Source organism: Rehaibacterium terrae (assembly GCF_014202935.1).
Classification (GTDB): Bacteria; Pseudomonadota; Gammaproteobacteria; order Xanthomonadales; family Xanthomonadaceae; genus Rehaibacterium; species Rehaibacterium terrae.
Map to the genome: position 1 here is coordinate 20,049 of NZ_JACHHX010000002.1, position 22,849 is coordinate 42,897.

21 protein-coding genes are annotated in these 22,849 nt (G+C 70.5%); 15 read left to right on the forward strand and 6 right to left on the reverse strand.

Features of this window, described 5'->3' with window-relative positions; all coding sequences use genetic code 11:
- Positions 1-154: 154 nt before the first annotated feature.
- The 6 genes from HNQ58_RS01440 to HNQ58_RS01465 all read left to right on the forward strand — a co-directional run bounded on the left by HNQ58_RS01440 (position 155) and on the right by HNQ58_RS01465 (position 10,562).
- Positions 155-1,111, forward strand: coding sequence for an NAD-dependent epimerase/dehydratase family protein (locus tag HNQ58_RS01440; RefSeq protein WP_183947009.1), 957 nt, complete (start codon positions 155-157; stop codon positions 1,109-1,111).
- Positions 1,112-1,257: 146 nt separating this feature from the next.
- Positions 1,258-3,477, forward strand: a complete 2,220-nt coding sequence (locus tag HNQ58_RS01445; RefSeq protein WP_183947010.1) for an Ig-like domain-containing protein — start codon at positions 1,258-1,260, stop codon at positions 3,475-3,477.
- A 23-nt stretch (positions 3,478-3,500) separates the two neighbouring features.
- Positions 3,501-5,456 (forward strand): DUF1302 domain-containing protein, encoded by a 1,956-nt coding sequence (locus HNQ58_RS01450; RefSeq protein WP_183947011.1) that lies wholly within the window; start codon positions 3,501-3,503, stop codon positions 5,454-5,456.
- 24 nt (positions 5,457-5,480) lie between these two features.
- The gene (locus HNQ58_RS01455) at positions 5,481-6,848 is read left to right on the forward strand and encodes a DUF1329 domain-containing protein (protein WP_183947012.1); all 1,368 of its coding nucleotides are present in this window, start codon (positions 5,481-5,483) and stop codon (positions 6,846-6,848) included.
- A 101-nt stretch (positions 6,849-6,949) separates the two neighbouring features.
- Positions 6,950-8,068 carry a WD40/YVTN/BNR-like repeat-containing protein gene (locus HNQ58_RS01460; protein WP_183947013.1) on the forward strand — a complete coding sequence of 373 codons (1,119 nt, stop codon included), beginning with the start codon at positions 6,950-6,952 and terminating at the stop codon, positions 8,066-8,068.
- 10 nt (positions 8,069-8,078) lie between these two features.
- Complete coding sequence (locus HNQ58_RS01465; RefSeq protein ID WP_221301108.1) at positions 8,079-10,562, forward strand: MMPL family transporter; 2,484 nt, start codon at positions 8,079-8,081, stop codon at positions 10,560-10,562.
- Between the two features lie 105 nt (positions 10,563-10,667).
- Here HNQ58_RS01465 and HNQ58_RS01470 read toward each other — a convergent pair whose 3' ends face one another.
- The 3 genes from HNQ58_RS01470 to HNQ58_RS01480 all read right to left on the reverse strand — a co-directional run bounded on the left by HNQ58_RS01470 (position 10,668) and on the right by HNQ58_RS01480 (position 13,364).
- The gene (locus tag HNQ58_RS01470) at positions 10,668-11,555 is read right to left on the reverse strand and encodes a DMT family transporter (RefSeq protein ID WP_183947014.1); all 888 of its coding nucleotides are present in this window, start codon (positions 11,553-11,555) and stop codon (positions 10,668-10,670) included.
- A gap of 212 nt (positions 11,556-11,767) precedes the next feature.
- Positions 11,768-12,232 (reverse strand): Mpo1 family 2-hydroxy fatty acid dioxygenase, encoded by a 465-nt coding sequence (locus tag HNQ58_RS01475; protein ID WP_183947015.1) that lies wholly within the window; start codon positions 12,230-12,232, stop codon positions 11,768-11,770.
- A 148-nt stretch (positions 12,233-12,380) separates the two neighbouring features.
- Positions 12,381-13,364 carry a phosphoribosylaminoimidazolesuccinocarboxamide synthase gene (locus HNQ58_RS01480; protein WP_425504133.1) on the reverse strand — a complete coding sequence of 328 codons (984 nt, stop codon included), beginning with the start codon at positions 13,362-13,364 and terminating at the stop codon, positions 12,381-12,383.
- Here HNQ58_RS01480 and HNQ58_RS01485 point away from each other — a divergent pair.
- From HNQ58_RS01485 to rpe, 3 genes are read left to right on the forward strand one after another with little or no spacing between them, the layout of a single operon-like run.
- Positions 13,363-13,716 (forward strand): c-type cytochrome, encoded by a 354-nt coding sequence (locus HNQ58_RS01485; protein ID WP_246416805.1) that lies wholly within the window; start codon positions 13,363-13,365, stop codon positions 13,714-13,716. The two genes, HNQ58_RS01480 and HNQ58_RS01485, sit on opposite strands and share 2 nt — an antisense overlap.
- Positions 13,713-14,045, forward strand: coding sequence for a J domain-containing protein (locus HNQ58_RS01490; RefSeq protein ID WP_183947017.1), 333 nt, complete (start codon positions 13,713-13,715; stop codon positions 14,043-14,045). Before HNQ58_RS01485 ends, HNQ58_RS01490 begins: the two co-directional genes overlap by 4 nt.
- A gap of 11 nt (positions 14,046-14,056) precedes the next feature.
- Complete coding sequence (gene rpe, locus HNQ58_RS01495; protein ID WP_183947018.1) at positions 14,057-14,731, forward strand: ribulose-phosphate 3-epimerase; 675 nt, start codon at positions 14,057-14,059, stop codon at positions 14,729-14,731.
- Between the two features lie 227 nt (positions 14,732-14,958).
- Here rpe and HNQ58_RS01500 read toward each other — a convergent pair whose 3' ends face one another.
- The 3 genes from HNQ58_RS01500 to HNQ58_RS01505 are packed head-to-tail and all read right to left on the reverse strand — an operon-like array spanning position 14,959 to position 15,466.
- On the reverse strand, positions 14,959-15,144 hold the full coding sequence (locus HNQ58_RS01500; RefSeq protein WP_183947019.1) for a hypothetical protein: 186 nt from the start codon (positions 15,142-15,144) through the stop codon (positions 14,959-14,961).
- 13 nt (positions 15,145-15,157) lie between these two features.
- Positions 15,158-15,289, reverse strand: coding sequence for a hypothetical protein (locus HNQ58_RS13510; protein ID WP_281379536.1), 132 nt, complete (start codon positions 15,287-15,289; stop codon positions 15,158-15,160).
- A gap of 12 nt (positions 15,290-15,301) precedes the next feature.
- Positions 15,302-15,466, reverse strand: coding sequence for a hypothetical protein (locus tag HNQ58_RS01505; RefSeq protein WP_183947020.1), 165 nt, complete (start codon positions 15,464-15,466; stop codon positions 15,302-15,304).
- A 144-nt stretch (positions 15,467-15,610) separates the two neighbouring features.
- On the opposite strand from HNQ58_RS01505, the gene pdsR reads away from it, so the two are divergent.
- The 6 genes from pdsR (at position 15,611) to trpC (ending at position 22,849) form a co-directional block, all read left to right on the forward strand.
- A complete protein-coding gene (gene pdsR, locus HNQ58_RS01510; protein WP_183947021.1) occupies positions 15,611-16,300 on the forward strand; it encodes a proteobacterial dedicated sortase system response regulator in 690 nt (229 codons plus the stop codon).
- Between the two features lie 125 nt (positions 16,301-16,425).
- On the forward strand, positions 16,426-18,447 hold the full coding sequence (locus HNQ58_RS01515; RefSeq protein WP_183947022.1) for an ATP-binding protein: 2,022 nt from the start codon (positions 16,426-16,428) through the stop codon (positions 18,445-18,447).
- A 232-nt stretch (positions 18,448-18,679) separates the two neighbouring features.
- Positions 18,680-20,152, forward strand: coding sequence for an anthranilate synthase component I (gene trpE / locus HNQ58_RS01520; protein WP_183947205.1), 1,473 nt, complete (start codon positions 18,680-18,682; stop codon positions 20,150-20,152).
- A 4-nt stretch (positions 20,153-20,156) separates the two neighbouring features.
- On the forward strand, positions 20,157-20,750 hold the full coding sequence (locus HNQ58_RS01525) for an anthranilate synthase component II (protein WP_183947023.1): 594 nt from the start codon (positions 20,157-20,159) through the stop codon (positions 20,748-20,750).
- 196 nt (positions 20,751-20,946) lie between these two features.
- Positions 20,947-21,996, forward strand: coding sequence for an anthranilate phosphoribosyltransferase (gene trpD / locus HNQ58_RS01530; protein WP_183947024.1), 1,050 nt, complete (start codon positions 20,947-20,949; stop codon positions 21,994-21,996).
- Between the two features lie 64 nt (positions 21,997-22,060).
- On the forward strand, positions 22,061-22,849 hold the full coding sequence (gene trpC / locus HNQ58_RS01535; RefSeq protein WP_183947025.1) for an indole-3-glycerol phosphate synthase TrpC: 789 nt from the start codon (positions 22,061-22,063) through the stop codon (positions 22,847-22,849).

The window sequence follows — 22,849 nt, forward strand, 5'->3', positions numbered from 1 at the left end:
GACGGCCGGCCGTGGCGCGGGAGTTTAACCCCGGCGGACGGCCTCCGGGATCGGCGCATCATCGCGCAGACCCGGAATCCGGCCGGCGTGCCGCCGGGCGCACGAGGGGTGGCGCCACCTTTCCGGTCCGCGATCCCCGGTCCCGGATCGCGTCATGCATCGCGTTATCCTCGCCGCGCATGTCCACGATGCGCATGGCGGAATGACGCAGAGCGATTGGCTGGTATTCGGTGCGAGTGGCGCCGTCGGCCGCTTTCTCCTGGGGCGCCTGGCGGCCCGCGGCGAGACGGTGCTTGCCGTCAGCCGGCGCGGGCGGCCGGCCTGGAGCGCGGCGCTGACGCAGGTGCGCTGGACCCGGCTCGACCTGTTCGGCGAACGGCTCGAGCGCGGGCTGTGTGCAGCGCGCGTGCTCAGCGCCGGCCCGCTCGACGGTTTCGTCGACGCCTGTCTGCAGGCCGACTGGCCGGCCGGCACCCGCGTGGTCGCGCTGTCCTCGATGAGCGCCGTCACCAAGCAGGACTCGCCCGATCCCGCCGAGCGCGCACTGGCCCGGCGGCTGGTGCACGCCGAGGAGGCGCTGGTCGATGCCGCCGCGGCGCGTGGCTGGCGAGTGACCCTGCTGCGGCCGACCCTGATCTGGGGCGCCGGCATGGACCGCAGCCTGACCGCACTGGTCGAGCTCGGACGGCAGTGGGGCATGTTGCCTCTGCCGCGCAGCGCGCGCGGCCTGCGCCAGCCCGTGCATGCCGACGATCTGGCGCAGGCGATGATCGCCGCCGCCGGACACCCGGACCTCGATCGCGCCGTGCTGCCGCTGCCGGGCGGCGAGGCCCTGCCGTTTCGCGACATGCTCGCGCGCAGTCTCGCCGTCGCCGCGCCGCAGGTGCGGCTGGTGCAGGTGCCCGACCTGCTGGCGTGGCCGGCGATCTGGCTGCTCGGCCGGCTACCCGGACGCGCGGCCACGCTCTCCGCGCAGCTCGGTCGCACGCGCGAAGACCTGCAGGTGCGCGACGCCTCCGGCTGGGAGCGGCTCGGCATCGTGCCGCGCGCGTTCGCGCCCAGCGCGAACGCCTTCGAGCCGCCGGACGACAGTCCGTTCGAGTTTTCCTGAGCGATGCGCGCCCGGGTGCGGTGATGTGTTGCGGCGCAACATGAAGCAGTGCGCGTAACCGTACGCCACAGCATTGCCAACGCGCGAAACCGGCACGTAGGATACCGAGGCATTTCGCGCTCCGATTTCCCTGGGGGGGAACCATAATGAAGGCCCGACTCACTCTGGCCGTCGCGCTGTCCGCCGTGCTGCTCGTCGCCTGCGGCGGCTCCAGCAACAGCGACCGCGCCAAGCCCACTGCACCTTCGACCAATCCCGGCGGCACGCCGGTCACCGGCGTGCTCACCGCGCGCTTCGATCCGTCTGCCGGTGTGCTGCCCTCGGCGACCAACCTCGCCTTCCAGGGGACCACCGACCTCACCCTCAACCCGCCGGTCGCCGATCCGAACAACTTCGGCGATCCGACCGTCGCGGTCAGCGCGCTCGACGGCTGGAGCACGGTGACCCCGGTCACCACCACTTTCAACGCCGCGCCGGCGACCAACACCCTGGTGCCCGGTCAGACCGTCCGGATGTTCGAGGTGACGCTGACCGGTCCGGCCGGCGCGGTCACCGGCATCACCCGCGAGCTCGCGGGCGGCACCGAGTTCGTGGTGGCGCCGACCGCCAGCGACGCCAGCGGCCGCACCATCGCCATCGTGCCGACGCGACCGCTCAAGCAGATGACCACCTACCTGGCGGTGCTGACCGACGGCATCGCCGACAGCCGCGGCAATGCGGCCACCCCGGACCAGGTCTACTTCTTCACCAAGAGCACCACGGCCCTGTGCGTCAATGGCCAGAGCACCGTGCCGACGCTGACCAACGCCCAGGCCTGCGCGCTGGAGCCGCTGCGCCAGCTCACCAACGCCCAGGAGGCGGTGCTGGCCACCGCGGCCGGCATCCCGCGCGAACGCGTGGTGCTGAGTTGGACCTTCACCACCCAGAGCATCACTCCGGTGCTGCAGACCGTGCGCGCTGCCGTGCAGCCGGCCCCGGTGACCTTGGCGCCGTCCGGGCTGACCATCGCCGCCGCCGGGCTGCCGCCGATCGCCGACATCGTGGTCGGCACCATCGACCTGCCGTACTACCTGCGCACCGATCAGCAGACCGGCTACTTCGGCAACCTGCCCGGTCCGCTGGCCGGGTTCTGGCGCGCGCCGGCCTGCGGCACGGTGCCTTCCTGCGCCGCGGTGCTCGGCCCGAACAACCCGTCGACCAACCTGACCTTCCTCAACCGCATGCCGGTGCAGCAGGCCACCGTCAAGGTGCCGTTGCTGATGACCGTGCCCAATGCCGCCTCCGGCCGCGTCAAGCCGCCGTCGGGCTGGCCGCTGGTGATCTTCCAGCACGGCATCACCCGCAACCGCAGCGATGCGCTGGCGATCTCGGCGACCTTCGCCCAGCTCGGCTTCGCGGTGGTGGCGATCGACCAGCCGCTGCATGGCATCACGCCGGCCGACACCGCGCTGGCGCCGTTCCGGGTCAACAACACGCCGTTCTTCGCGCTCGGCGCCCGCGAGCGCACCTTCGACGTCGACTACGTCAACAACACGACCGGCGCCGCCGGCCCCGACGGCCAGGTCGATCCGTCCGGCACCCACTTCATCAACCTGTCCTCGCTGCTGACCTCGCGCGACAACCTGCGCCAGGCCATCGCCGACCTGTTCGTGGTCAAGGCCAGCGTGCCGAACATGACCATCCCGGCGCTCGGGCTCGATTTCGACCCGAACCGGGTGATGTTCGTCGGCCAGTCGCTCGGCGCCATGGCCGGTACCAGCTTCCTGTCGATCGAGCCGACCGTGGGCGTCGGCGTGCTGAGCGTCCCCGGCGGCGGCATCGCCCAGCTGCTCAACGGCTCGGCCAGCTTCGGTCCGCGCATCCGCGCCGGTCTGGCGGCCTCGGGCGTGCAGGCCGGCACCCCGGACTTCGACCGCTTCATGGGCGCCGCCCAGATGGTGGTGGACTCGGGCGACCCGCTGAACCTCGCCGTCAACTCACCGATCATCGCGGCCAAGGCGCTGCTGCTGCACGAGGTGGTCGGCGGTGCCAGCCTTTCGGGCGGCATCACCAACCTGCCCGACCAGGTCGTGCCCAATACGGTGCCGGGCGCGCCGCTGTCCGGCACCGAGCCGCTGATCCGTGCGCTCGGCCTGTCCACGGTGGTCGGCAGCACCGGCGGCAATCCGCTGCGCGGTGCGGTGCGCTTCGTCAAGGGCGAGCACGGCTCGCTGCTCAGTCCGGCCCGTAGCGCGATCCATCCGCCGGCCGACCCGGTCGGCTTCCTGGATGTGACCACCGAGATGCAGGGGCAGATGGCCAGCTTCATTTTCAGCAACGGCACGGCGGTGCAGGTTGGCAACACCGCCATCATCCGGACCCAGTGAGCCCCGACCCGAGGACACCCGACATGACCAAGCCCATGCACACCGTCCGCGGCCGCGTGGTCCGCACTCCGCTCGCGGCCGCCGTGGCCGTCGCCCTGCTGGCGGCGGCGCCGGCCTCCGCCTTCGAGTTCAGCCGCGGCGAGCTCAGCGGCAGCTTCGACACCACCATTTCCTACGGCGCCTCCTGGCGCATGCAGGACCGCGACGACAACCTGCTCGCCAAGTCGCACTTCGACCCGACCCTGGCCGCGCAGATCGCGGCCCTGCAGGCGCAGGGCCGCTATCTCGACGCCCAGGCGCTGCAGCTCGCCGCCCGTGGCCGCTTCTCGGCCAACCGCGACGACGGCAACCTCAAGTACGACAAGCACGACCTGATCTCCAACGCGATCAAGATCACGCCCGAGCTCAAGCTGACCTGGCGCGATTGGGGCCTGTTCACCCGCGCCACCTACTTCTACGACTTCGAGAACGCCGACCGCCGCGACCTCACCCGTGAGGCGCGCGACCGCATCGGCGAGCGCTTCCGCCTGCTCGACGCCTTCGCCTGGCGCGACTTCACCTTCGGCGAGGAGGGCACGGGCACGATCCGCGTCGGCAACCAGGTGATCAGCTGGGGCGAGAGCACCTTCATCACCAACGGCATCAACGTCATCAACGCCGTCGACCTGTCGGCGCTGCGGGTGGCCGGCGCCGAACTGAAGGAGGCCTTCCTGCCGGTCAACTCGGTCTGGGCCTCGTTCAACCTCAACCAGAACCTCTCCTTCGAGCTGACCTATCTGCTCGAATGGGAGGAGATCGAGATCGATGCCTCGGGCACCTACTTCAGCGCCAACGACTTCGCCTCCCCGGGCGGCAGCTACGTGATGCTCGGCTTCGGCACCGTCCCGCAGCCGGTGAACAATCCCGAGCTGTTCTGGCAGACCTGCTTCGCCGGCCCGGCCGGCTTCGCCAATTCCGACCGGCTCGGCGAGCTCAGCGCCCGCTACGGCCAGGCCACCGCCCTGCAGCTGATCGGCGCCGGTTGCAGCGGCGCCTTCCCGCGTGCGCCCAACCGTCATGCCAAGGACAGCGGCCAGTACGGCGCGGCGATGCGCTACTTCGCCTCGGCGCTGAACGAGACCGAGTTCGGCCTGTACTATCTGCGCTACCACAGCCGCCTGCCGTTGATCTCGGGCATCGCCGTGACCGGCGCCGCGCCGAACACCGGCCGCTACTTCCTGGAGTACCCGGAAGGCATCCACCTGTTCGGCCTGAGCTGGAACACCATGCTGCCCTGGGGCGTGGCGATGCAGGGCGAACTCAGCTACCGCCCGAACATGCCGTTGCAGATCGACGACGTCGAACTGCTGTTTGCCGGCCTGACCCCGCTCAACATCGCCATCCCGCAGCCGGGCCTGCGCTTCCGCAGCCAGCTCGGCAGCTACGGCTTCGGCCAGGAGATCCGCGGCTGGGAGGAGCACAAGGTCAGCCAGGTGCAGTCGACCTTCACCAAGGTCTTCGGCCCGGGCAACTGGCTCGGCGCGCAGCAGATCGCCACCGTGCTGGAAGTCGGCGCGACCAAGGTCTGGGACCTGCCCGACCCGGGCGTGCTGCGCTACGAGGGCGAGGGCACCGACACCGGCGGCGGCCCCGACATCTCCACCGGCGACCTGCGCAATCCGTTCACCCAGCGCGGCGGCTTCCCGACGTCGTTCAGCTGGGGCTACCGCCTCGCCATGCGCGCCGACTACAACAACGTCTTCGGCACCGCCTTCAACCTGTCGCCGCGGCTGGCCTTCAACCACGACGTCAACGGCATCACCCCAGGTCCGGGCGGCAACTTCCTGGAAGGGCGCAAGTCCTACACTCTGGGCGTCGAGGCGCTGTACCTGAACAAGCTGGCTTTCGATCTCAGCTACACCGTGTTCAGCGGCGGCAAGCCGTTCAACCAGATCCATGACCGCGACTTCGCGTCGTTCTCGGTCCGGTATTCGTTCTAAGCAGGCTGACTGGAGGGCTCTGCGATGAAGGATTTCAGGAAAAACGCGCTGGCGGCCTTCGTCGGCGCGCTCGCACTCGGCGTCGGCCTCGATGCGGCGGCGGCGGTCGGCGCCGACCAGGCCAACCGGCTCGGCAACGACCTGACCCCGGTCGGCGCCGAGAAGGCCGGCAATGCCGACGGCACCATCCCGGCCTGGACCGGCGGCATCACCCAGCCGCCGGCGGGGTTCCGGATCGGCGAGTTCCACATCGATCCGTACGCCGACGACAAGGTGAAGTTCTCGATCACCCCGCAGAACTGGCGGCAGTACGCCGACAAGCTCGGCGAGGGCCAGAAGGCCATGTTCGAGCGCTACGGCACCTTCCGCATGGACGTGTACCCGACCCGCCGCTCGGCCTCGTTCCCGCAGCGCACCTACGAGTACACCAAGCGCAACGCCACCCAGTGCCGGCTGGTCGCCGACGGCGAGGGCATCGAGAACTGCGCCGAGGGCTTCCCGTTCCCGATCCCGCAGAACGCCCATGAGGTGATCTGGAACCACAAGCTCAAGTACAAGGGCCTGTCGGTGCTGAGCTACTCCAACCAGGCCGCGCCCACCCCGAGTGGCGCCTACACCCTGGTGCGGCTGCGCGAGGAGGCGCTGGGCCTGTACTACAAGCCGGGCAACACGTCGGAGAACATCAACAACATCCTGCTGTACTTCAAGCAGGAGGTGCTCGGTCCGGCGCGCCTCGCCGGCCAGGTGCTGCTGGTGCACGAGACCCTCAACGCCGCCGCCGCGCCGCGCCAGGCCTGGATCTACAACCCCGGCCAGCGCCGCGTGCGCCGCGCCCCGAACGTCGCCTACGACAACCCCGGCACCGCCTCCGACGGCCTGCGCACCAACGACATGACCGACATGTTCAACGGCGCCATGGACCGCTTCGACTGGAAGCTGGTCGGCAAGCAGGAGATGTACGTGCCGTACAACTCCTACAAGGCGACCGGCCGCTACGCCAAGGTCGCCGATCTGGTGAAGCCCAACCACCTCAATCCCGACCACATGCGCTACGAACTGCACCGCGTGTGGGTGGTCGAGGCCACGCTGAAGCCGGGTGCGCGCCACATCAACAGCCGCCGCACCTTCTACATCGACGAGGACAGCTGGCAGATCTTGATGCTCGACCACTACGACGGCCAGGGCCAGATCTGGCGCTACTCTGAGGCGGCGGCGATCAACTACTACGAGGTGCCGACCTTCTGGACCACCAAGGAGACGCATCACGACCTCAAGTCGGGCCGCTACATCACCGGCCTGCTCGACAACGAGGACCAGCCGCGCGACTTCGGCTACCAGAGCACGCCGGCGAACTACTCGCCGCAGAACCTGCGCGCCAGCGGCGTCCGCTGAGCCAGGTCCATCGGGGCCGGTCGCGCCGGATGGCGCGGCCGGTCCGGCCACACGACGGCACGCCCGGCCGGGTCGGCGCGTGCCGCGCCCGGAGAGCATCGATGCCCAAGCCCGCCATGCGGCCCCTCCCGGTCGCCGCGTTCCTGCTGATCCTCGCCTGTCCGCTTGCAGCGCAGTCGCCGGATGGCGCCGACGAGATACCGGCCGACGATCCGGCCGTGCTCGCCGCCGAGCCCATGCCGCGCGCCGTGCACAGCCTGCTGCTCGACGTGGTGGCGAACGGCACGGGGCTGGCCGTGGTGGGCGAGCGGGGGCATGTGCTGCTCTCCAGCGACGGGAACCGCTGGGTCCAGGCCGAGCATGTGCCGACGCGGGCCACCCTCACCGCGATCGCCGAGGCCGGCGGCCGCTACTGGGCGGCCGGACACGATGGCGTGATCCTGCACTCGCGCGACGACGGCCGCAGCTGGGAGCGCCAGCGCGTCTCGCCCTGGCGGCCGGGCGGCGCCGATCCCGAAGCCGGCGTGCCCTTGCTCGACATCCTCTTTCTCGACGAGAGCCACGGCTTCGCCATCGGCGCCTACAGCCTGTTGCTGGAGACGCGCGACGGTGGTGCCAGCTGGCAGGCGCGCTTCCTGGCCGACGAAACCGTGATTCCCGATGAGGCCGGACCCGTTGCGGCGCCGGACGGCGAGCCGAGCGACTGGACCTTCAGCGAGGATGAGCTGCAGCTGGAGGCCGAGGCCGATCCGCACCTGAACGCCATCGCCCGCACCGGCTCCGGCGCATTGCTGATCGCCGGCGAGCGCGGCACCGTGTTCCGCTCGCGCGACCAGGGCGACACCTGGGAGCGGCTGAGCCTGCCCTACGAGGGTTCGATGTTCGGCGTGCTGGCCTGGCAAGGCGACCACGTGCTGGTGTTCGGTCTGCGCGGCAACGTGTTCGAGAGCATGGACCTCGGCGACAGCTGGATCGAGATCGACACCGGCACCACGTCCAGCCTGATGGGCGGCCATGCGCTGCCCGACGGCGGTGCGCTGATCGTCGGCGCCGAGGGCGTGGTCCTGCATCGCCCGCGTGCCGGCGCGCCGTTCCGCGTCCGCACCTTCACCAACCAGGCCGGCGAGACGCCGGTGCTGTCCGGCGTGCTGCCGGCCGCCGACGGCGGTCTGGTCGTCATCGGCGACCGCGGCGTCGACCGCTACCGCATCCAAGACTGACGGGGGAGCCGTGAACCAGTCCATGCACGCCAACCCCAGTCTGTTCCGGCGCCTCGCCGAGGGCCTGGTCTTCGGCAGCCGCCCGCTGGTGCTGCTGGTTTTCGCGGTGCTGACCGTGGCGATGCTGTACTTCGCCAGCCAGCTTCGCGTGGACGCGGGATTCAAGAAGCAGATCCCGCTGCAGCACGAATACATGCAGACCTTCCTGGACTACGAGCGCGAATTCGGTGGCGCCAACCGCGTGCTGGTCGCGCTGATGGCCCGCGAAGGCAGCATCGACAGCCAGGCGTTCTACACCAAGCTCTACCACGTCACCCAGGCGGTGATGGCGATCGACGAGGTCGACGACGCCCGTGTGCGCTCGCTGTTCACGCCCAACGTGCGCTTCGTCGAGGTGGTGGAGGACGGCTTCGCCGGCGGCAACGTCATCCCCGACACCTTCACGCCCTATGTCGACGGTTTCGTGGCGAGCGAGGAAGACTTCGCCACCATCCGCGCCAACATCGTCAAGGCCAACATCCTCGGCCGGCTGGTCGCCAAGGACTGGACCGGCGCCATGGTCTGGGCCGAACTGGTGCCCGAGGACGCGGTCGAGAAGCTCGATTACCAGAAAGTCGCCGCCCAGCTCGAAGCGATCCGCCAGCAGTACGAAGACGAGCACCACAGCGTCCACATCATCGGCTTCGCCAAGGTGGTCGGCGACATCGCCGACGGCGCGCGTTCGGTGGTGGCTTTCTTCGGCGTCACCGTGGCGATCACCTTCCTGCTGCTGATGGCCTACACCCGCTCGGCGCGCCATGCCGCGCTAGGCATCGTGGCGGCGCTGACCGCGGTGATCTGGACGCTGGGCAGCCTGCGTCTGCTCGGTTTCGGCATCGACCCGATGAACATCCTCACGCCGTTCCTGATCTTCGCGATCGGCGTATCCCACGGCGTGCAGATGATCAACGCCTGGATCAGCGAACGCCTGTTCGGCAGCGAGATCATCGATGCCAGTCAGGCCGGCACCGGCCTGGATGCCTATGCGGCGGCGCGCGCCGCCTTCGCCAAGCTGCTGCTGCCCGGGTCGGTGGCGCTGGCCTCGGACGTGGTCGGCTTTCTCACCATCCTGCTGATCCCGATCCAGATCATCCGCGAACTGGCGATCACCGCCTCGGTCGGCGTGGCGCTGATCATCCTGACCAACCTGATCCTGCTGCCGATCCTGCTGTCGTACATCGACTTCGCCAAGCCGGCGCTGGCGCGCGAGAAGGCCTTGAAGCGGATCGGCAGGCGCGACCATTACTGGCGCCTGCTGACCCGTCTGTCCGAGCCGGGGCCGGCGCTGGCGACCATCGTCGTCGCCGTGTCGCTGGGCGTGTTCGGCTTCGTCCACGGACAGAAGATGCAGGTCGGCGATTCCGAGGCCGGCGTGCCCGAATTGCGTCCGGAAGCGCGCTTCAACCAGGACGCGGCCAAGATCGCCGACCACTTCGCGCTCGGCATCGACTCCATCACCGTCATCGCCGAGGCACGTCCCGACGCCTGCACGCTGAGCTACCCGGCGATGGAGCTGATCGACCGCTTCGCCTGGCACCTGTACAACGTCGAGGGCGTGCAGCAGGTGATCTCGCTGCCGCAGGCGGCCAAGATCGTCAACGCCGGCTGGAACGACGGCTCGATCCGCTGGCGCGTGCTGCCGCGCGATCCCGACACCCTGCGCGTCGCCACCCAGGGCTTCGAGACCGACTCGGGCCTGCTCAACGCCGACTGCTCGGCGATTCCGGTCACCGCCTTCCTCACCGATCACAAGGCCGAGACCATCACCCGCGTGGTGCGCGCCGTGAAGGAATTCCGCGAGGCCAACCAGGCGTGGTATCCCGGCACCAACCTGCGCGTCGAGCTGGCCGAGCGGGCACTGGAAGAGGGTGACGCCTTCGAGTCCCACCAGGTCAACTTGCGCCTGGCCACCGGCAACGCCGGCGTGATGGCAGCCACCAACGAGCGCGTCAGCGCGGCGCAGTACCCGATGATGGGCCTGGTGTATCTGGCGGTGATCGTGCTGTGCCTGCTGGCCTACCGCTCGCCGAAGGCGACCCTGGCGATCGTGCTGCCGCTGGTGATCGTCTCGCTGCTGGCCAACGCCCTGATGGCGTCGATGAACATCGGCCTCAAGGTCAACACCCTGCCGGTGGCCGCGCTCGGCGTCGGCATCGGCGTGGACTACGCGATCTACATCTACAGCCGCATGAAGGAATTCCTCGACCAGGGCCTGGGCCTGAGCGAGGCCTATTTCCGCGCGCTCAAGCTCACCGGCACCGCGGTGCTGTTCACCGGCCTCACCCTGGCCGCCGGCGTCGGCACCTGGATCTTCTCCGAGCTCAAGTTCCAGGCCGACATGGGCGTGCTGCTGAGCTTCTTCTTCCTGATGAACATGATCGGCGCGATCGTGCTGCTGCCGGCGCTGTTGCGGTGGTTGCTCAGGGGGCAGGAAGCGGTGGCCGGTAACCGGTAACCGGAAATCGGTTGCCGGAAACCGGAGAGCCGTGCGCCTGCGCGCACGGGTAGCCGGGTGGGAAAGCGGCAGTGAGCGAGGTGCTGCTTTTCCGGTTGCCGGCCGCTAGGCATCCGACGCCGGCGGCGCCGGCCGGTGCCGGGTCTTGGCGCGCAGCGCGATGACCAGCACGCCGCCGAGCACCATCGCGCCGCCGACGAACAGTCGCGGCCCGGGGCGGTCGCCCCAGAACAGCATGCCCAAGATCACCGCGCCCACCGGCGCCAGCAGCAGCCAGGGCGTCACCACCGCCACCGGATGGCGCTGGATCAGCGTGTAGTACAGGCCGTGGCCGAGCAGCGAGGAGACCAGCGCCGAGTAGGCCACGCCGCCCCAGCCGATCCAGCTCGCCCCGGCGAACGCCGCCGCCGCGTCCGGCTCGAACGCGAAGCTGATCGCGAACAGCGGGCCGACGCCGAGCACCGCCGTCCAGCCCTGCGCGCTGAACAGGCTCTGCCCGACCAGTCCGCGCATCAGCACCGTCCCCAGGGCGAGGAAGGCGGCCGAGATCAGCATCACCACCACCGACTCCGGGCGCTGCAGTACCAGCGGATCGAAGCCCAGCACCAGCACGCCGGCGAAGCTGACCGCGATGCCGGCACCGGTGCGCCAGCCGAAGCGCTCGCCGAGCGCGAACCAGGCCAGCAGCGCCGCCATCGGCACGTAGCTCTGCATCACGATCGCCGGCGAGGCCAGGTTGCCGGCCGCCTTCAGCGCCCAGAAGCTCAGGCCGAAATGCAGCACGCCGTTGCACAGCGCCACCGTCACCAGCCGCGGCCATTGCCCCGGCGCCGGCCGCTGCAGGAATGGAATCAGCAGCACCGACAGCAGCGCCAGGCGCAGGCCGGTGAACAGGAACGGCGGGATCTCCCGCAGCGCGAACGCCGAGGTGAGGAAGTTGCCCGCCCAGGCGGCGCAAATCAGCAGCAGGATGGCGATGTCGCGGGCGGGCATGGGATTGCTCTGGCGGGCCGGCGGCGCCCACCGAAGCGGACGTCAGCCAGCGTGCAAGGTCCGCGGGGAGGCCTTGCGCATCCGCGGCTTCTGCCGCGGCCGGCTGCCTCGTATACCCGCGCGTCGTGGCCGAGGGCGCTGCAACGCAGCGCCTGTGCGGCCCGGCTGCCTGTTCGGCGCCGGTGGTGTCTTCGTGCCCGGCAGGGCGTTGCTCAGTACGACCAGCCGAGCTTGCGGTAGAGCTTGCTCAGCGTCCATGCCGGCCCGATCAGCAGATAGACCAGGTCGGTGAAGAAGCTCGGACGCTTGCCCTCGATCCTGTGACCGATGAACTGGCCGATCCAGGCCGCGACGAACACCACGATGGCGGTGTACAGCAGTGCCTGCATGCCGAACGCGGCGGCGAACAGATGGCAGCCGTAGAGCATCAGCGCAAAAGCGACGAAGAGGCCGGCGCCCAGCGCGCGCGAGCGTGGCCAGTAGAACAGCAGCGCGAAGAAGCAGGCCACGCCGGCCCAGGCGCCGGGGCGGGCGAAGGCGGTCGGCACCGGGATCGTCCACAGCAGGGCGATCACCGACCACACGATCAGCGGCACGCAGACCAGATGGATGGCCTGGTTGGTCGGGTGCTGGTGGTCCTCGCCGTATTTTTCCAGCCAGGGGTGGATCGAGCGCATGGTGTGTGCTCCGTCGGTGGTGGTTCGGTGGATGCAAACCGGTGATCGGATCGGAACAAGCGGCTCGGCATCCTTGCGCAGGCCTTGCTCCTGCGCTTCCGATCGAGCGCGCCGCGCGCGACCCAGTTCCGATTCCCGATTTCCGGCTTTACGCCAGCGCGATGCCCGCCAGCCGCTTCAACGCCTCGGCGTACTTCGCGCGGGTGCCTTCGATGACCTCGGGCGGGAGTTTCGGACCCGGCGCGGTCTTGTTCCAGTCCAGCGTCTCCAGGTAGTCGCGCACGAACTGCTTGTCGTAACTCGGCGGGCTGATGCCGACCCGGTACTGGTCGGCCGGCCAGAAACGCGAGGAATCCGGCGTGAGCATCTCATCCATCACCCGCAGTGTGCCGTCCTCGTCGAGGCCGAACTCCAGCTTGGTGTCGGCGATGATGATCCCGCGCTGCGCAGCGTAGTCGGCGGCGAAGCGGTAGATCGCCAGCGTCGCCTCGCGCACGCGCTCGGCCAGCTCGCCGCCGATCCGCGCGACGATGGCATCGAAGCTGACGTTCTGGTCGTGGTCGCCGACGGCGGCCTTGGTCGAGGGCGTGAAGATCGGCTCGGGCAGCTTCTCGGCCTGGCGCAGCCCGGCCGGCAGCCGGATGCCGCAGACCGCGCCGGTCGCCTGGTAGTCCTTCCAGCCCGAGCCGATCAGGTAGCCGCGCACGATGGCCTCCACCGGCAGCGGCCTGAGCCGTCGCGTCACCACCGCGCGCTTTTCGTACAGCGCCGCGTCCACGCCGGCCGGCAGCACCGCCGCCACCGATTCGTGGGTGAGGTGGTTGGGGACGATGTGCGCGGTCTTGTCGAACCAGAAATTGGAGATCTGGCAGAGCATCTCGCCCTTGCCCGGGATCGGATCGGGCAGCACCACATCGAAGGCCGAGAGGCGGTCGGTGGCGATCATCAGCAGGCGCTGGCCGGGCAAGGCGTAGACATCGCGGACCTTGCCGCGATGGAGCAGCTCCAGGCCGGGCAGGTCGGCGGTGTGCAGGACGGTGGACAAGGCGGGCACTCCGGCAAAGCGCCAATTGTAGCGGCGGGCGTGCCCGCTGCAGGAGCGGCGGACGATCCCGGCTAGAATGGGCGCCATGACACGTCACGCCCTGGCCGCCCTGACGGCCCTCGCGCTTTCCGCCTGTTCCACCGAACCCCCGCCGAATGCCGCCGTCGGCATGGCCGCGGACGTGGCGCGCCCGGCCAAACTCGGCCTGTGCGTGGCCTGCCACGGCGATACCGGCATCAGCCGCATCCCCGGCACGCCGCACATCGCCGGCCAGGACGAGATCTACCTGCGCAAGGCGCTGACCGAGTACCGCGACGGCCGCCGCCACGGCGGGCCGATGAATGCCGCCGCCGGCGGCCTGTCCGCTGCCGACATCGATGCACTGGCGGCCTGGTACGCCGCGCAGCGCTGGCCGGCCGCGGCGGAGGGCACGCCATGAGGTGGTACGGCAAACTGCTCGGCTTCATCGCCGGCTGGCTGCTGCTGCGCCACCCGGCCGGGGGGCTGATCGGCCTGCTGATCGGCCACGCCTTCGACGCCGACTGGTTCGGCCTGCGCAAGCCCAGCCCGTACCGCGAGCTGGGCCTGACCGAGGACGCCTCCGATGCCGAGGTCGAGCGCGCCTACCGCCGCCTGATCGCCCAGTACCACCCGGACAAGCTGGTCGGCATCGCCGACGACCTGCGCCAGCAGGCCGAGGACAAGGCGCGCCGCATCAACGCCGCCTACGAGGCGATCCAGAAACAGCGCCGCAAGCGCCACTCCTGACGAGCCACGCCATGTCCGACTGCATCATCGCCCCGTCCATCCTCTCCGCGAACTTCGCCAAGCTGGGCGAGGACGTCGATGCCGTGCTCGCCGCCGGTGCCGACTGGGTGCATTTCGACGTGATGGACAACCATTACGTGCCCAACCTCACCATCGGCCCGATGGTCTGCGAGGCGCTGCGCAGGCACGGCGTCACCGCGCCGATCGACGTGCATCTGATGGTCAAGCCGGTGGACCGCATCGTGCCGGATTTCGCCAAGGCCGGCGCCACGCTGATCAGCTTCCATCCCGAGGCCAGCGAGCATGTCCACCGCACCGTCCAGCTGATCAAGTCGCATGGCTGCCGAGCCGGCCTGGTGCTCAACCCGGCCACGCCGGTCGAGGTGCTGGAGTGGGTGCTGGAGGAACTCGACCTGGTGCTGCTGATGTCGGTGAACCCGGGCTTCGGCGGCCAGGCCTTCATCCCCTCGGCGCTCGACAAGCTGCGCCGCGTGCGCGGGATGATCGACCGTAGCGGCAAGGCCATCCGGCTGCAGATCGACGGCGGCGTGAAGGTTGACAACATCGGCGAGATCGCCGCCGCCGGCGCCGACACCTTCGTCGCCGGCTCGGCGATCTTCAACGCGCCCGATTACGCCGACGTGATCGCCCGCATGCGCGCGGCGGTGGCCGCGGCGCGCGGCTGAGGGAAGGTCTGAACAAGTGTCCATCCTGGACTTGCCAGCCCACGCCGCGTCCGGCGCATGTCCGGACGCGGCTTCGACGAATCAAGCACTTGCGTGCTTGATTCGCGAGCCGGCCATGCATGGCCGGCGGAACCTCTGAATTGATCAGAGGTTCCTGAGCGCGGACAGGGTCGGGGCCTCCCTGCCCCGTGGCATCGTCCCTGCCGATGACATGGCGGCCAGTGCGCTCACAGCGGGCGCCACTCGGGCGCGGTCTCGTCGCGCCGCCGCGACGGGCGCGGCAGCGGCGGGCCGGGCCAGGGCGGGGCGGCCGATTCGCCGTAGCGCAGGCGCACTTTGCCGGGCAGCTCGTGCGGCTCGGCGATGTCCGGACGGGCGTCGGGCGCAAGCGGCCGGTCGGGGCTCAGGATCATGGCGGCGCTCCTCTCAATCGCGGGGGATGACCAGCGCCAGCAGCACGATGACCAGCGCGACCAGCAGACGCAGCGGCAGGTCACGCGCCGTGTGCGCGGCAGCGACGGGGCGGAATCCGGGCCCGGTGCGGGCGATGGATGGCATGGTCGCGCCCCGTCAGCTTCGGGGGGGTGGGACTTCGTGCGCGCCGGCGCGCGCCGCCAGCGCCGCGCGCAGCGCGCGCTGCATCAGCGCCACGCCGATGGCGCGGCGGTGGCGGGCGCTGGCGCTGTCCAGACAGCGCGGCTTGCGGGTTTCGCGGGGTGTGGCGCGGTCGCTCATGGCCGGCTCCGGTCGAGGGTGCGGCGCCATTGCAACGCCGCCATCGGGCGTGGCCGGGCCGCTTCGGGCCGGCTGGCCGACGAGTTGTGGCAATTCGCGGGCGGCGCGTTGTCGCGCGGCGGGGCGCCGCCTATCCTCGCAGCCATGAGCCGGACCGTCGCCATCGTCGAAGACGAACCCGCCATCCGTGACAACTACGCCGAGGCACTGCGCCGCTACGGCTTCGAGGTGCACGGCTTCGGCAGCCGGCCGGAGGCGAAGCTGGCCTTCTCGCTCCGGCTGCCCGATCTGGTGATCATCGACATCGGCCTGGGCGACGAGCCCGAGGGCGGTTTCGAGCTGTGTCGCGAGCTGCGCGCGCGTTCGTCGACGCTGCCGATCCTGTTCTTGACCGCGCGCGATTCCGACCTGGACGTGATCTCCGGCCTGCGGCTGGGCGCCGACGACTACCTCAGCAAGGACATCAGCCTGCCGCAGCTCACCGCGCGCGTGCAGGCGCTGTTCCGCCGGATGGAGGCGCTGCGCGCGCCGGCCGCGCGCGAGCAGGTGTTCGCGTTGCGCGGCTTGCGGCTGGAGGTGGAGCGCATGCGGGTGGTCTGGAACGGCAGCGACGTGCCGCTGACCGTCACCGAGTTCTGGATGGTGCATGCGCTGGTGCGCCACCCCGGCCATGTGCGCAGCCGCGAACAGCTCATGCGCGAGGCGCAGGTGGTGGTGGACGATGCCACCATCACCTCGCACATCAAGCGCATCCGGCGCAAATTCCAGGCCATCGACCCCACCTTCGACGAGATCGACACCGTGCACGGGGCGGGTTACCGGTGGCGGCCGTGATGAACGCGCCGGACACGGGGCACCGGGCATCGGCTGCGTGCTGCGTGCGTCCGTTCGTCATGCGGGCGGCCGGCTTGGCTTTTCCGATTCCCCATTTCCGGTTCCCGACTTCCGAAAGCTGACCCTTGCGCCTCCGCTCCCAACTCCTGCTGGTCGCGCTGTCGGTGCTGGTCCTGCCCTGGGCCGGCTGGCAGTTCATCCGGCAGATGGAGACGCTGCTGCGGCAGGGCCAGGCGCAGGCGCTGCTGGCTTCGGCCGAGGCGCTGGCGCGCGGCCTGGCGTTGCAGCCGGAGACGTTGCCGGCGGCCGGTCCGGCTCTGTTCGTGCAGGAGCTGGCCGCGCCGCCGCGGCTGGATGGCCGTGCCGACGACTGGCCAGGCGCGGTGCTGCCGACGCGCCGCTTCGGCCATGCCGGCCGCGCCGATGCGGTCGAGCTCACGCTCGGTCGCGCACAGGACAGCCTGTACCTGCTCATCCGCGTGCGTGACGACACCCCGCTGCGCGCCGACGCGCACTGGCCGATCGCGGCGCGGCGCGATCACCTGCGGCTGGGCCTGGACGGGCCGCACGGCCGTGCCGAGTTCCGCCTCGCCAATGCCGCTTCCGGGGCCCTGATCGCCACCGATGCGGACGGCGGCCCGGCCTCGCTGCGGCCGGTCGGCGCGTGGCGCGAAGTGGAGGACGGCTACGAGGTCGAGCTGGCGCTGCCGCAGGGCTACCGCGTCGATTCGCTCGGCCTGCTCGTGCACGACGCGGACGAAGCCGGCGCCGTGCGGCTCGCCGGCACCGAGGTCGAAACACCTGGCCGGCTGTGGCCGCTGCTGGTGCGCAGCGAAGCGCAGGCGCGCGCGCTGCAGTCGCTGGCGCCGCCGCAGATGCGTGCGCGCCTGCTCGATGGCGAGGGCTGGATCCTGGCCGAGGCCGGCGCGCTGATCTCGCCGCTGCCGCGTGGCGAGCTGCCGATCTGGCGACGCTGGATCTACCGCTGGCTGCTGATGGCGCAGGACGAGCCGTTGCGCGCGGACGATGCCGGTGCGATCCGCAGCGATGCCGGCGAAGTCCGGCAGGCGCTGTCGGGCAAGCCCGGCGCGGCCTGGCGGCGCGATCCCGACGGCCAGCGGCAGCTGCTGTCGGCGGCGGTGCCGCTGCGTGTCGATGGCGATGTGCGCGGCGCGGTGCTGCTCGAACGCGAGAACGACGCCGCCCTGCTGCTGGCCGACCGTGCCGTGGCCGGCCTGCTCGGCTCCACGCTGCTCGCCCTGCTCGGCGCCGGTGGCGTGGTGTTCTGGTTCGCCTCGCGGCTGAGCGGGCGCATCCGCCGCCTGCGCGACGCTGCCGAGAACGCCTTCGATCCGGAAGGCCGGCTGCGGCCGTTCCCGAAGATGCGCAGCCGCGACGAGATCGGCGACCTCGGCCGCAGCTTCGGCCGCCTGCTCGGCGAAGTGGCCGCTTACACCGACTACCTGCGCACGCTCGCCGGCAAGCTCTCGCATGAGCTGAACACGCCGCTGGCCATCGTCCGCACCTCGCTGGAAAACCTCGACCCGGGCCAGATGCCGGCGCAGGCCTTGCCGTATCTGGAGCGCGCGCGCGGCGGCATCGACCGCCTCGGCACGCTGGTGCGCGCGATGAGCGAGGCCAGCCGCATCGAGCACGCCATCGCCGCCGCCGAGGGCGAGGATTTCGACCTGCGCGCGCTGGTGGCCGACTGCGCCGAAAGCTACCGCGCCCTGCTGGCGCCGCGCCGGCTCGAGGTGTCGCTGCCGGCGCGGCCAGTGCCGCTGCACGGCGCGCCCGAGCTGATCGCGCAGGCGCTGGACAAGCTGATCGACAACGCCCGCGGCTTCACGCCCGAGGACGGCTGGGTGCGCATCGCGCTCGACGACGTGCCCGACGGGCCGGTGCTGCGCGTCGCCAACCTCGGTCCGCCGCTGCCGGCGTCGATGCGCGGCAAGCTGTTCGACTCGCTGGTGTCGGTGCGCGAACCCGCGCGCGGCGATGGCGGCGTGCACCTCGGCCTGGGCCTGTACATCGTCCGGGTGATCGTCGACCTGCACCGCGGCCGTGCCGAGGCCAGCGACCTGCCCGGGGGCGGTGGCGTCGAGTTCGCTTTGCGCCTGGCCGGCATGCCGCGCCGACGCAGCTGAGGCCGCAGGGTGACCGGGCGCGGCGCGGGTGGTTGGAGCCCTCCCTGGCTCCAGGTTTTCGTCCTTGCCGATGACCGCTGCGAACGCCGCGCATTCTGGTCGTTGCATGTGACAGTTCATGCGGCGTGCCGCCCTCCTGCGGGCATCGTCGTGGCCGTGACCTTGCCTGCACCCGCGCGGCTGGCATACTCGCTTCCCCCTCCCATGCGCCGCACGCAGGCCCCACGTGCAGATCGACGCCGCCACCTTCCGGCAACTGGCCGCCGCCGGGCACACCCGCATCCCGGTGGTGCGCGAAGTGCTGTCCGATCTCGACACCCCGCTGTCGGTGTATCTCAAGTTCGCCGACGCGCCGAACAGTTACCTGTTCGAGTCGGTGGAGGGCGGCGAGACCTGGGGCCGGCACTCGATCATCGGCCTGCCGGCGCGACGTACCTATGCCTTCCGTGGCCACACGCTGGAGGTGCGCGAGTACGGCGAACTGGTCGAGACGCGCGAGGTCGCCGACCCGCTCGGCGAGGTCGAGCGCCTGCGCGCCGCCCATTCGGTGCCGAAGCTCGACGGCCTGCCGGCCTTCACCGGCGGGCTGGTCGGCTGGTTCGGCTTCGAGTGCATCGGCTACATCGAGCCGCGCCTGGCCGGTGGCGACACGCCTGACCAGCTCGGCACGCCGGACATCTTCCTGATGCTGTCGGAAGAGGTCGCCGTCTTCGACAACCTCAAGGGCCGCCTGTACCTCGTCGTCCACGCCGATCCGGCCGAGCCGCAGGCCTATGCGAAAGCGCAGCGCCGGCTCGACGCACTGACGCACCGCCTGCGCCACGCCGGCGCCAGCTACCCCGACGTGCTCGACCCGGCCGCGCTCGACGAGGGCGACTTCGTTTCCGGCTTCACCCGCGAGGGCTTCATCGCCGCGGTCGGGAAGTGCCAGGACTACATCCGCGCCGGGGATGTCTTCCAGGTGGTGCTGAGCCAGCGCCTGAGCGTGCCGTTCCGCGCCCGCCCGGTGGACGTCTACCGGGCGCTGCGGGCGATGAACCCCTCGCCGTACATGTACTTCATCGACACCGGCGCCACCCAGGTGGTGGGCAGCTCGCCGGAGATCCTGGTCCGCCTGCAGGGCGACACCCTCACCGTGCGCCCCATCGCCGGCACCCGCCCGCGTGGCCGCACGCCGGAAGAAGACAGCGCGCTCGAAGCCGATCTGCTGGCCGACCCCAAGGAGCGCGCCGAGCACCTGATGCTGATCGACCTCGGCCGCAACGACGTCGGCCGCGTCGCCGCCGCCGGCAGCGTGCAGGTGGGCGAGCGGTTCGTCATCGAGCGCTACAGCCACGTCATGCACATCGTCAGCGAGGTCACCGGCCGGTTGCGGCCGGGCCTGAGCTACGCCGACGTGCTCAAGGCCACCTTCCCGGCCGGCACCGTCAGCGGCGCGCCCAAGATCCGCGCGCTGGAGATCATCCGCGCGCTGGAACCGGTCAAGCGCAACATCTACTCCGGCGCGGTCGGCTACATCGGCTGGCACGGCGATGCCGACACCGCCATCGCCATCCGCACCGCCGTCATCCAGGACGGCCGCCTGCACGTGCAGGCCGGCGCCGGCATCGTCCACGACTCCGACCCGGTCAAGGAGTGGGAAGAAACCATGAACAAGGGCCGCGCCCTGTTCCGCGCGGTGGCGCAGGCGGCGGGGGGGTTGTGACGCCATGCTCCTGATGATCGACAACTACGACAGCTTCACCTTCAACCTCGTGCAGTACCTGCAGGAGCTGGGCGAGGAGGTGAAGGTGGTGCGCAACGACGAGCTTACGGTCGATGCGATCGCGCGGCTGGCGCCGGAGCGCATCGTGATCTCGCCGGGGCCGTGCACGCCGAACGAGGCGGGGGTGTCGCTGGCGGTGTTCGAGCAACTGGCCGGGCGGATTCCGGTGTTCGGCGTGTGCCTGGGCCACCAGAGCCTGGGGCAGGCCTTCGGCGGGCGGGTGGTGCGGGCCAGGCGGATCATGCACGGCAAGACCTCGCTGATCCATCACACCGGGCAGGGCGTGTTCGCCGGCCTGCCGAACCCGTTCGAGGCGACGCGCTACCATTCGCTGGTGGTCGAGCGCGAGTCGCTGCCGGACTGTCTGGAAATCACCGCCTGGACGCAGAACGACGACGGCTCGATGGAGGAGATCATGGGCCTGCGCCACCGCACGCTGCCGGCAGAGGGCGTGCAGTTCCACCCGGAGTCGATCCTCACACAACACGGCCACGCGCTGCTGCGGAATTTCCTGCAGGCGTCGCGGCGGGCGGCGTGAAAGTCCCTCTCCCCGTGGCAGAGGGATTCAGGGTGAGGGTTCGGCGGAGCGATGTTGTGGAACGGCGGTTGGAAATGATCGGCTGGCGGGGCGGTTGCCTCGGGCGGCACGCGGATCGATCGCCCTTGCGGTTTCACCGTACCCTCACCCCACCCCCTCTCCCGTCGGGAGAGGAGCTTTGAAAGCGAGAACGACCATGCCCATCACGCCCCAGGAAGCACTCCAGCGCACCATCGAGCACCGCGAGATCTTCCACGACGAGATGGTCGATCTGATGCGGCAGATCATGCGCGGCGAGGTGTCGCCGGTGATGACGGCGGCCATCCTCACCGGCCTGCGCGTGAAGAAGGAGACCATCGGCGAGATCGCCGGCGCGGCGCAGGTGATGCGCGAGTTCGCGGCCAAGGTGGCGGTGCCCGACAGCGCGCATTTCGTCGATATCGTCGGCACCGGCGGCGACGGCGCGCATACCTTCAACATCTCCACCGCGGCGATGTTCGTGGTCGCCGCGGCGGGCGCCAGGGTGGCCAAGCACGGCAACCGCGGCGTGTCGTCGAAGTCGGGCAGCGCCGACGTGCTGGAGGCGCTGGGCGCGGCCATCGAGCTGCAACCGGCGCAGGTGGCCGAGTGCATCGCCGAAACCGGCCTCGGCTTCATGTTCGCGCCGATCCATCACCCGGCGATGAGGCACGTGGCGCCGGTGCGGCGCGAGATGGGCGTGCGCACGATCTTCAACATCCTCGGGCCGCTGACCAACCCGGCCGGGGCGCCGAACATCCTGATGGGCGTGTTCCACCCCGACCTGGTCGGCATCCAGGTGCGCGTGCTGCAGCGGCTGGGCGCGCAACGCGCGCTGGTGGTGTGGGGCCGCGACGGCATGGACGAGATCTCGCTCGGCGCCGGCACGCTGGTGGGCGAGCTGCGCGACGGGCAGGTGCGCGAGTACGAGATCCATCCCGAGGACTTCGGCATCGCCATGGCCGCCAGCCGCAACCTGCGGGTGGCCGATGCCGACCAGTCCAAGGCCATGCTGCTCGAAGCGCTGGGCAACGCCGACGGGCTGCCGCGCGAGATCGTGGCGCTCAACGCCGGCGCGGCGCTGTACGTGGCCGGCGTGGCGGCGTCCATCGGCGAGGGCATCGCCAGAGCGCGCGAAGCGATCGCCTCCGGCGCGGCGCTGGCGAAGATGGAGGAATTCGTCGGCATGACCCGGCAACTGGCCGGGCAGCCGGTGGGCGGTGGCTGAGCACGGCATGGCCTCCGGCCGTGCGTGGGGCGAGCGACGAGTGACGGGCGACGAGAGCGGGTTCATGAGCGACATCCTCCAGACCATCCTGCGCCGCAAGGCCGAGGAAGTGCGCGAGCGCGCGGCGCGCGTGAGCCTGCGCGAGCTGTCCGCGCGCATCGACGACGCGCCGCCGGTGCGCGGTTTCGCCGCCGCGCTGGCGGCGAAGATCGCCGCCGGCCTGCCGGCGGTGATCGCCGAGGTGAAGAAGGCCAGCCCGAGCAAGGGCGTGATCCGCGCCGACTTCCACCCGGCCGAGATCGCCCGCAGCTATGAGCGCGGCGGCGCGGCCTGCCTGTCGGTGCTGACCGACGCGGATTTCTTCCAGGGCGCCGATGCCTACCTGCAGGAAGCCCGCGCGGCCTGCGCGCTGCCGGTGCTGCGCAAGGATTTCGTCGTCGACGCCTACCAGGTGTACGAGGCGCGCGCGCTCGGCGCCGACTGCATCCTGCTGATCGTCGCCGCGCTCGGCGACGCGGCGCTGGCCGAGCTGTCGCACCTGGCGATGGAGCTGGGCATGGACGTGCTGGTGGAAGTGCACGACCTCGACGAGCTCGAACGCGCCCTGCAGATCGCCGTGCCGCTGGTCGGCATCAACAACCGCGACCTGCGCACGTTCGAGGTGTCGCTCGACACCACCCTGAAGATGAAGGACGCCGTGCCGCCCGACCGCCTGCTGGTCACCGAGAGCGGCATCCTCACCCCGGCCGACGTGCGACGGATGCGCGAGCACGGCGTGCACGCCTTTCTGGTCGGCGAAGCCTTCATGCGCGCCGACGATCCAGGCGAGGCGCTGGCGCGGCTGTTCGCCTGA

What these genes read in the sequence shown, in the direction of transcription:
- HNQ58_RS01480 (WP_425504133.1), bottom strand. Translation starts at nt 13,364, where the DNA reads ATGGCGCCCATTCTAGCCGGGATCGTCCGCCGCTCCTGCAGCGGGCAC.
- pdsR (WP_183947021.1), top strand. Translation starts at nt 15,611, where the DNA reads ATGAGCCGGACCGTCGCCATCGTCGAAGACGAACCCGCCATCCGTGAC.
- HNQ58_RS01455 (WP_183947012.1), top strand. Translation starts at nt 5,481, where the DNA reads ATGAAGGATTTCAGGAAAAACGCGCTGGCGGCCTTCGTCGGCGCGCTC.
- trpD (WP_183947024.1), top strand. Translation starts at nt 20,947, where the DNA reads ATGCCCATCACGCCCCAGGAAGCACTCCAGCGCACCATCGAGCACCGC.
- HNQ58_RS01525 (WP_183947023.1), top strand. Translation starts at nt 20,157, where the DNA reads ATGCTCCTGATGATCGACAACTACGACAGCTTCACCTTCAACCTCGTG.
- HNQ58_RS01460 (WP_183947013.1), top strand. Translation starts at nt 6,950, where the DNA reads ATGCCCAAGCCCGCCATGCGGCCCCTCCCGGTCGCCGCGTTCCTGCTG.
- HNQ58_RS01485 (WP_246416805.1), top strand. Translation starts at nt 13,363, where the DNA reads ATGACACGTCACGCCCTGGCCGCCCTGACGGCCCTCGCGCTTTCCGCC.
- HNQ58_RS01505 (WP_183947020.1), bottom strand. Translation starts at nt 15,466, where the DNA reads ATGAGCGACCGCGCCACACCCCGCGAAACCCGCAAGCCGCGCTGTCTG.
- trpC (WP_183947025.1), top strand. Translation starts at nt 22,061, where the DNA reads ATGAGCGACATCCTCCAGACCATCCTGCGCCGCAAGGCCGAGGAAGTG.
- HNQ58_RS01470 (WP_183947014.1), bottom strand. Translation starts at nt 11,555, where the DNA reads ATGCCCGCCCGCGACATCGCCATCCTGCTGCTGATTTGCGCCGCCTGG.
- HNQ58_RS13510 (WP_281379536.1), bottom strand. Translation starts at nt 15,289, where the DNA reads ATGCCATCCATCGCCCGCACCGGGCCCGGATTCCGCCCCGTCGCTGCC.
- HNQ58_RS01450 (WP_183947011.1), top strand. Translation starts at nt 3,501, where the DNA reads ATGACCAAGCCCATGCACACCGTCCGCGGCCGCGTGGTCCGCACTCCG.
- HNQ58_RS01490 (WP_183947017.1), top strand. Translation starts at nt 13,713, where the DNA reads ATGAGGTGGTACGGCAAACTGCTCGGCTTCATCGCCGGCTGGCTGCTG.
- rpe (WP_183947018.1), top strand. Translation starts at nt 14,057, where the DNA reads ATGTCCGACTGCATCATCGCCCCGTCCATCCTCTCCGCGAACTTCGCC.
- HNQ58_RS01440 (WP_183947009.1), top strand. Translation starts at nt 155, where the DNA reads ATGCATCGCGTTATCCTCGCCGCGCATGTCCACGATGCGCATGGCGGA.
- HNQ58_RS01500 (WP_183947019.1), bottom strand. Translation starts at nt 15,144, where the DNA reads ATGATCCTGAGCCCCGACCGGCCGCTTGCGCCCGACGCCCGTCCGGAC.
- HNQ58_RS01445 (WP_183947010.1), top strand. Translation starts at nt 1,258, where the DNA reads ATGAAGGCCCGACTCACTCTGGCCGTCGCGCTGTCCGCCGTGCTGCTC.
- HNQ58_RS01475 (WP_183947015.1), bottom strand. Translation starts at nt 12,232, where the DNA reads ATGCGCTCGATCCACCCCTGGCTGGAAAAATACGGCGAGGACCACCAG.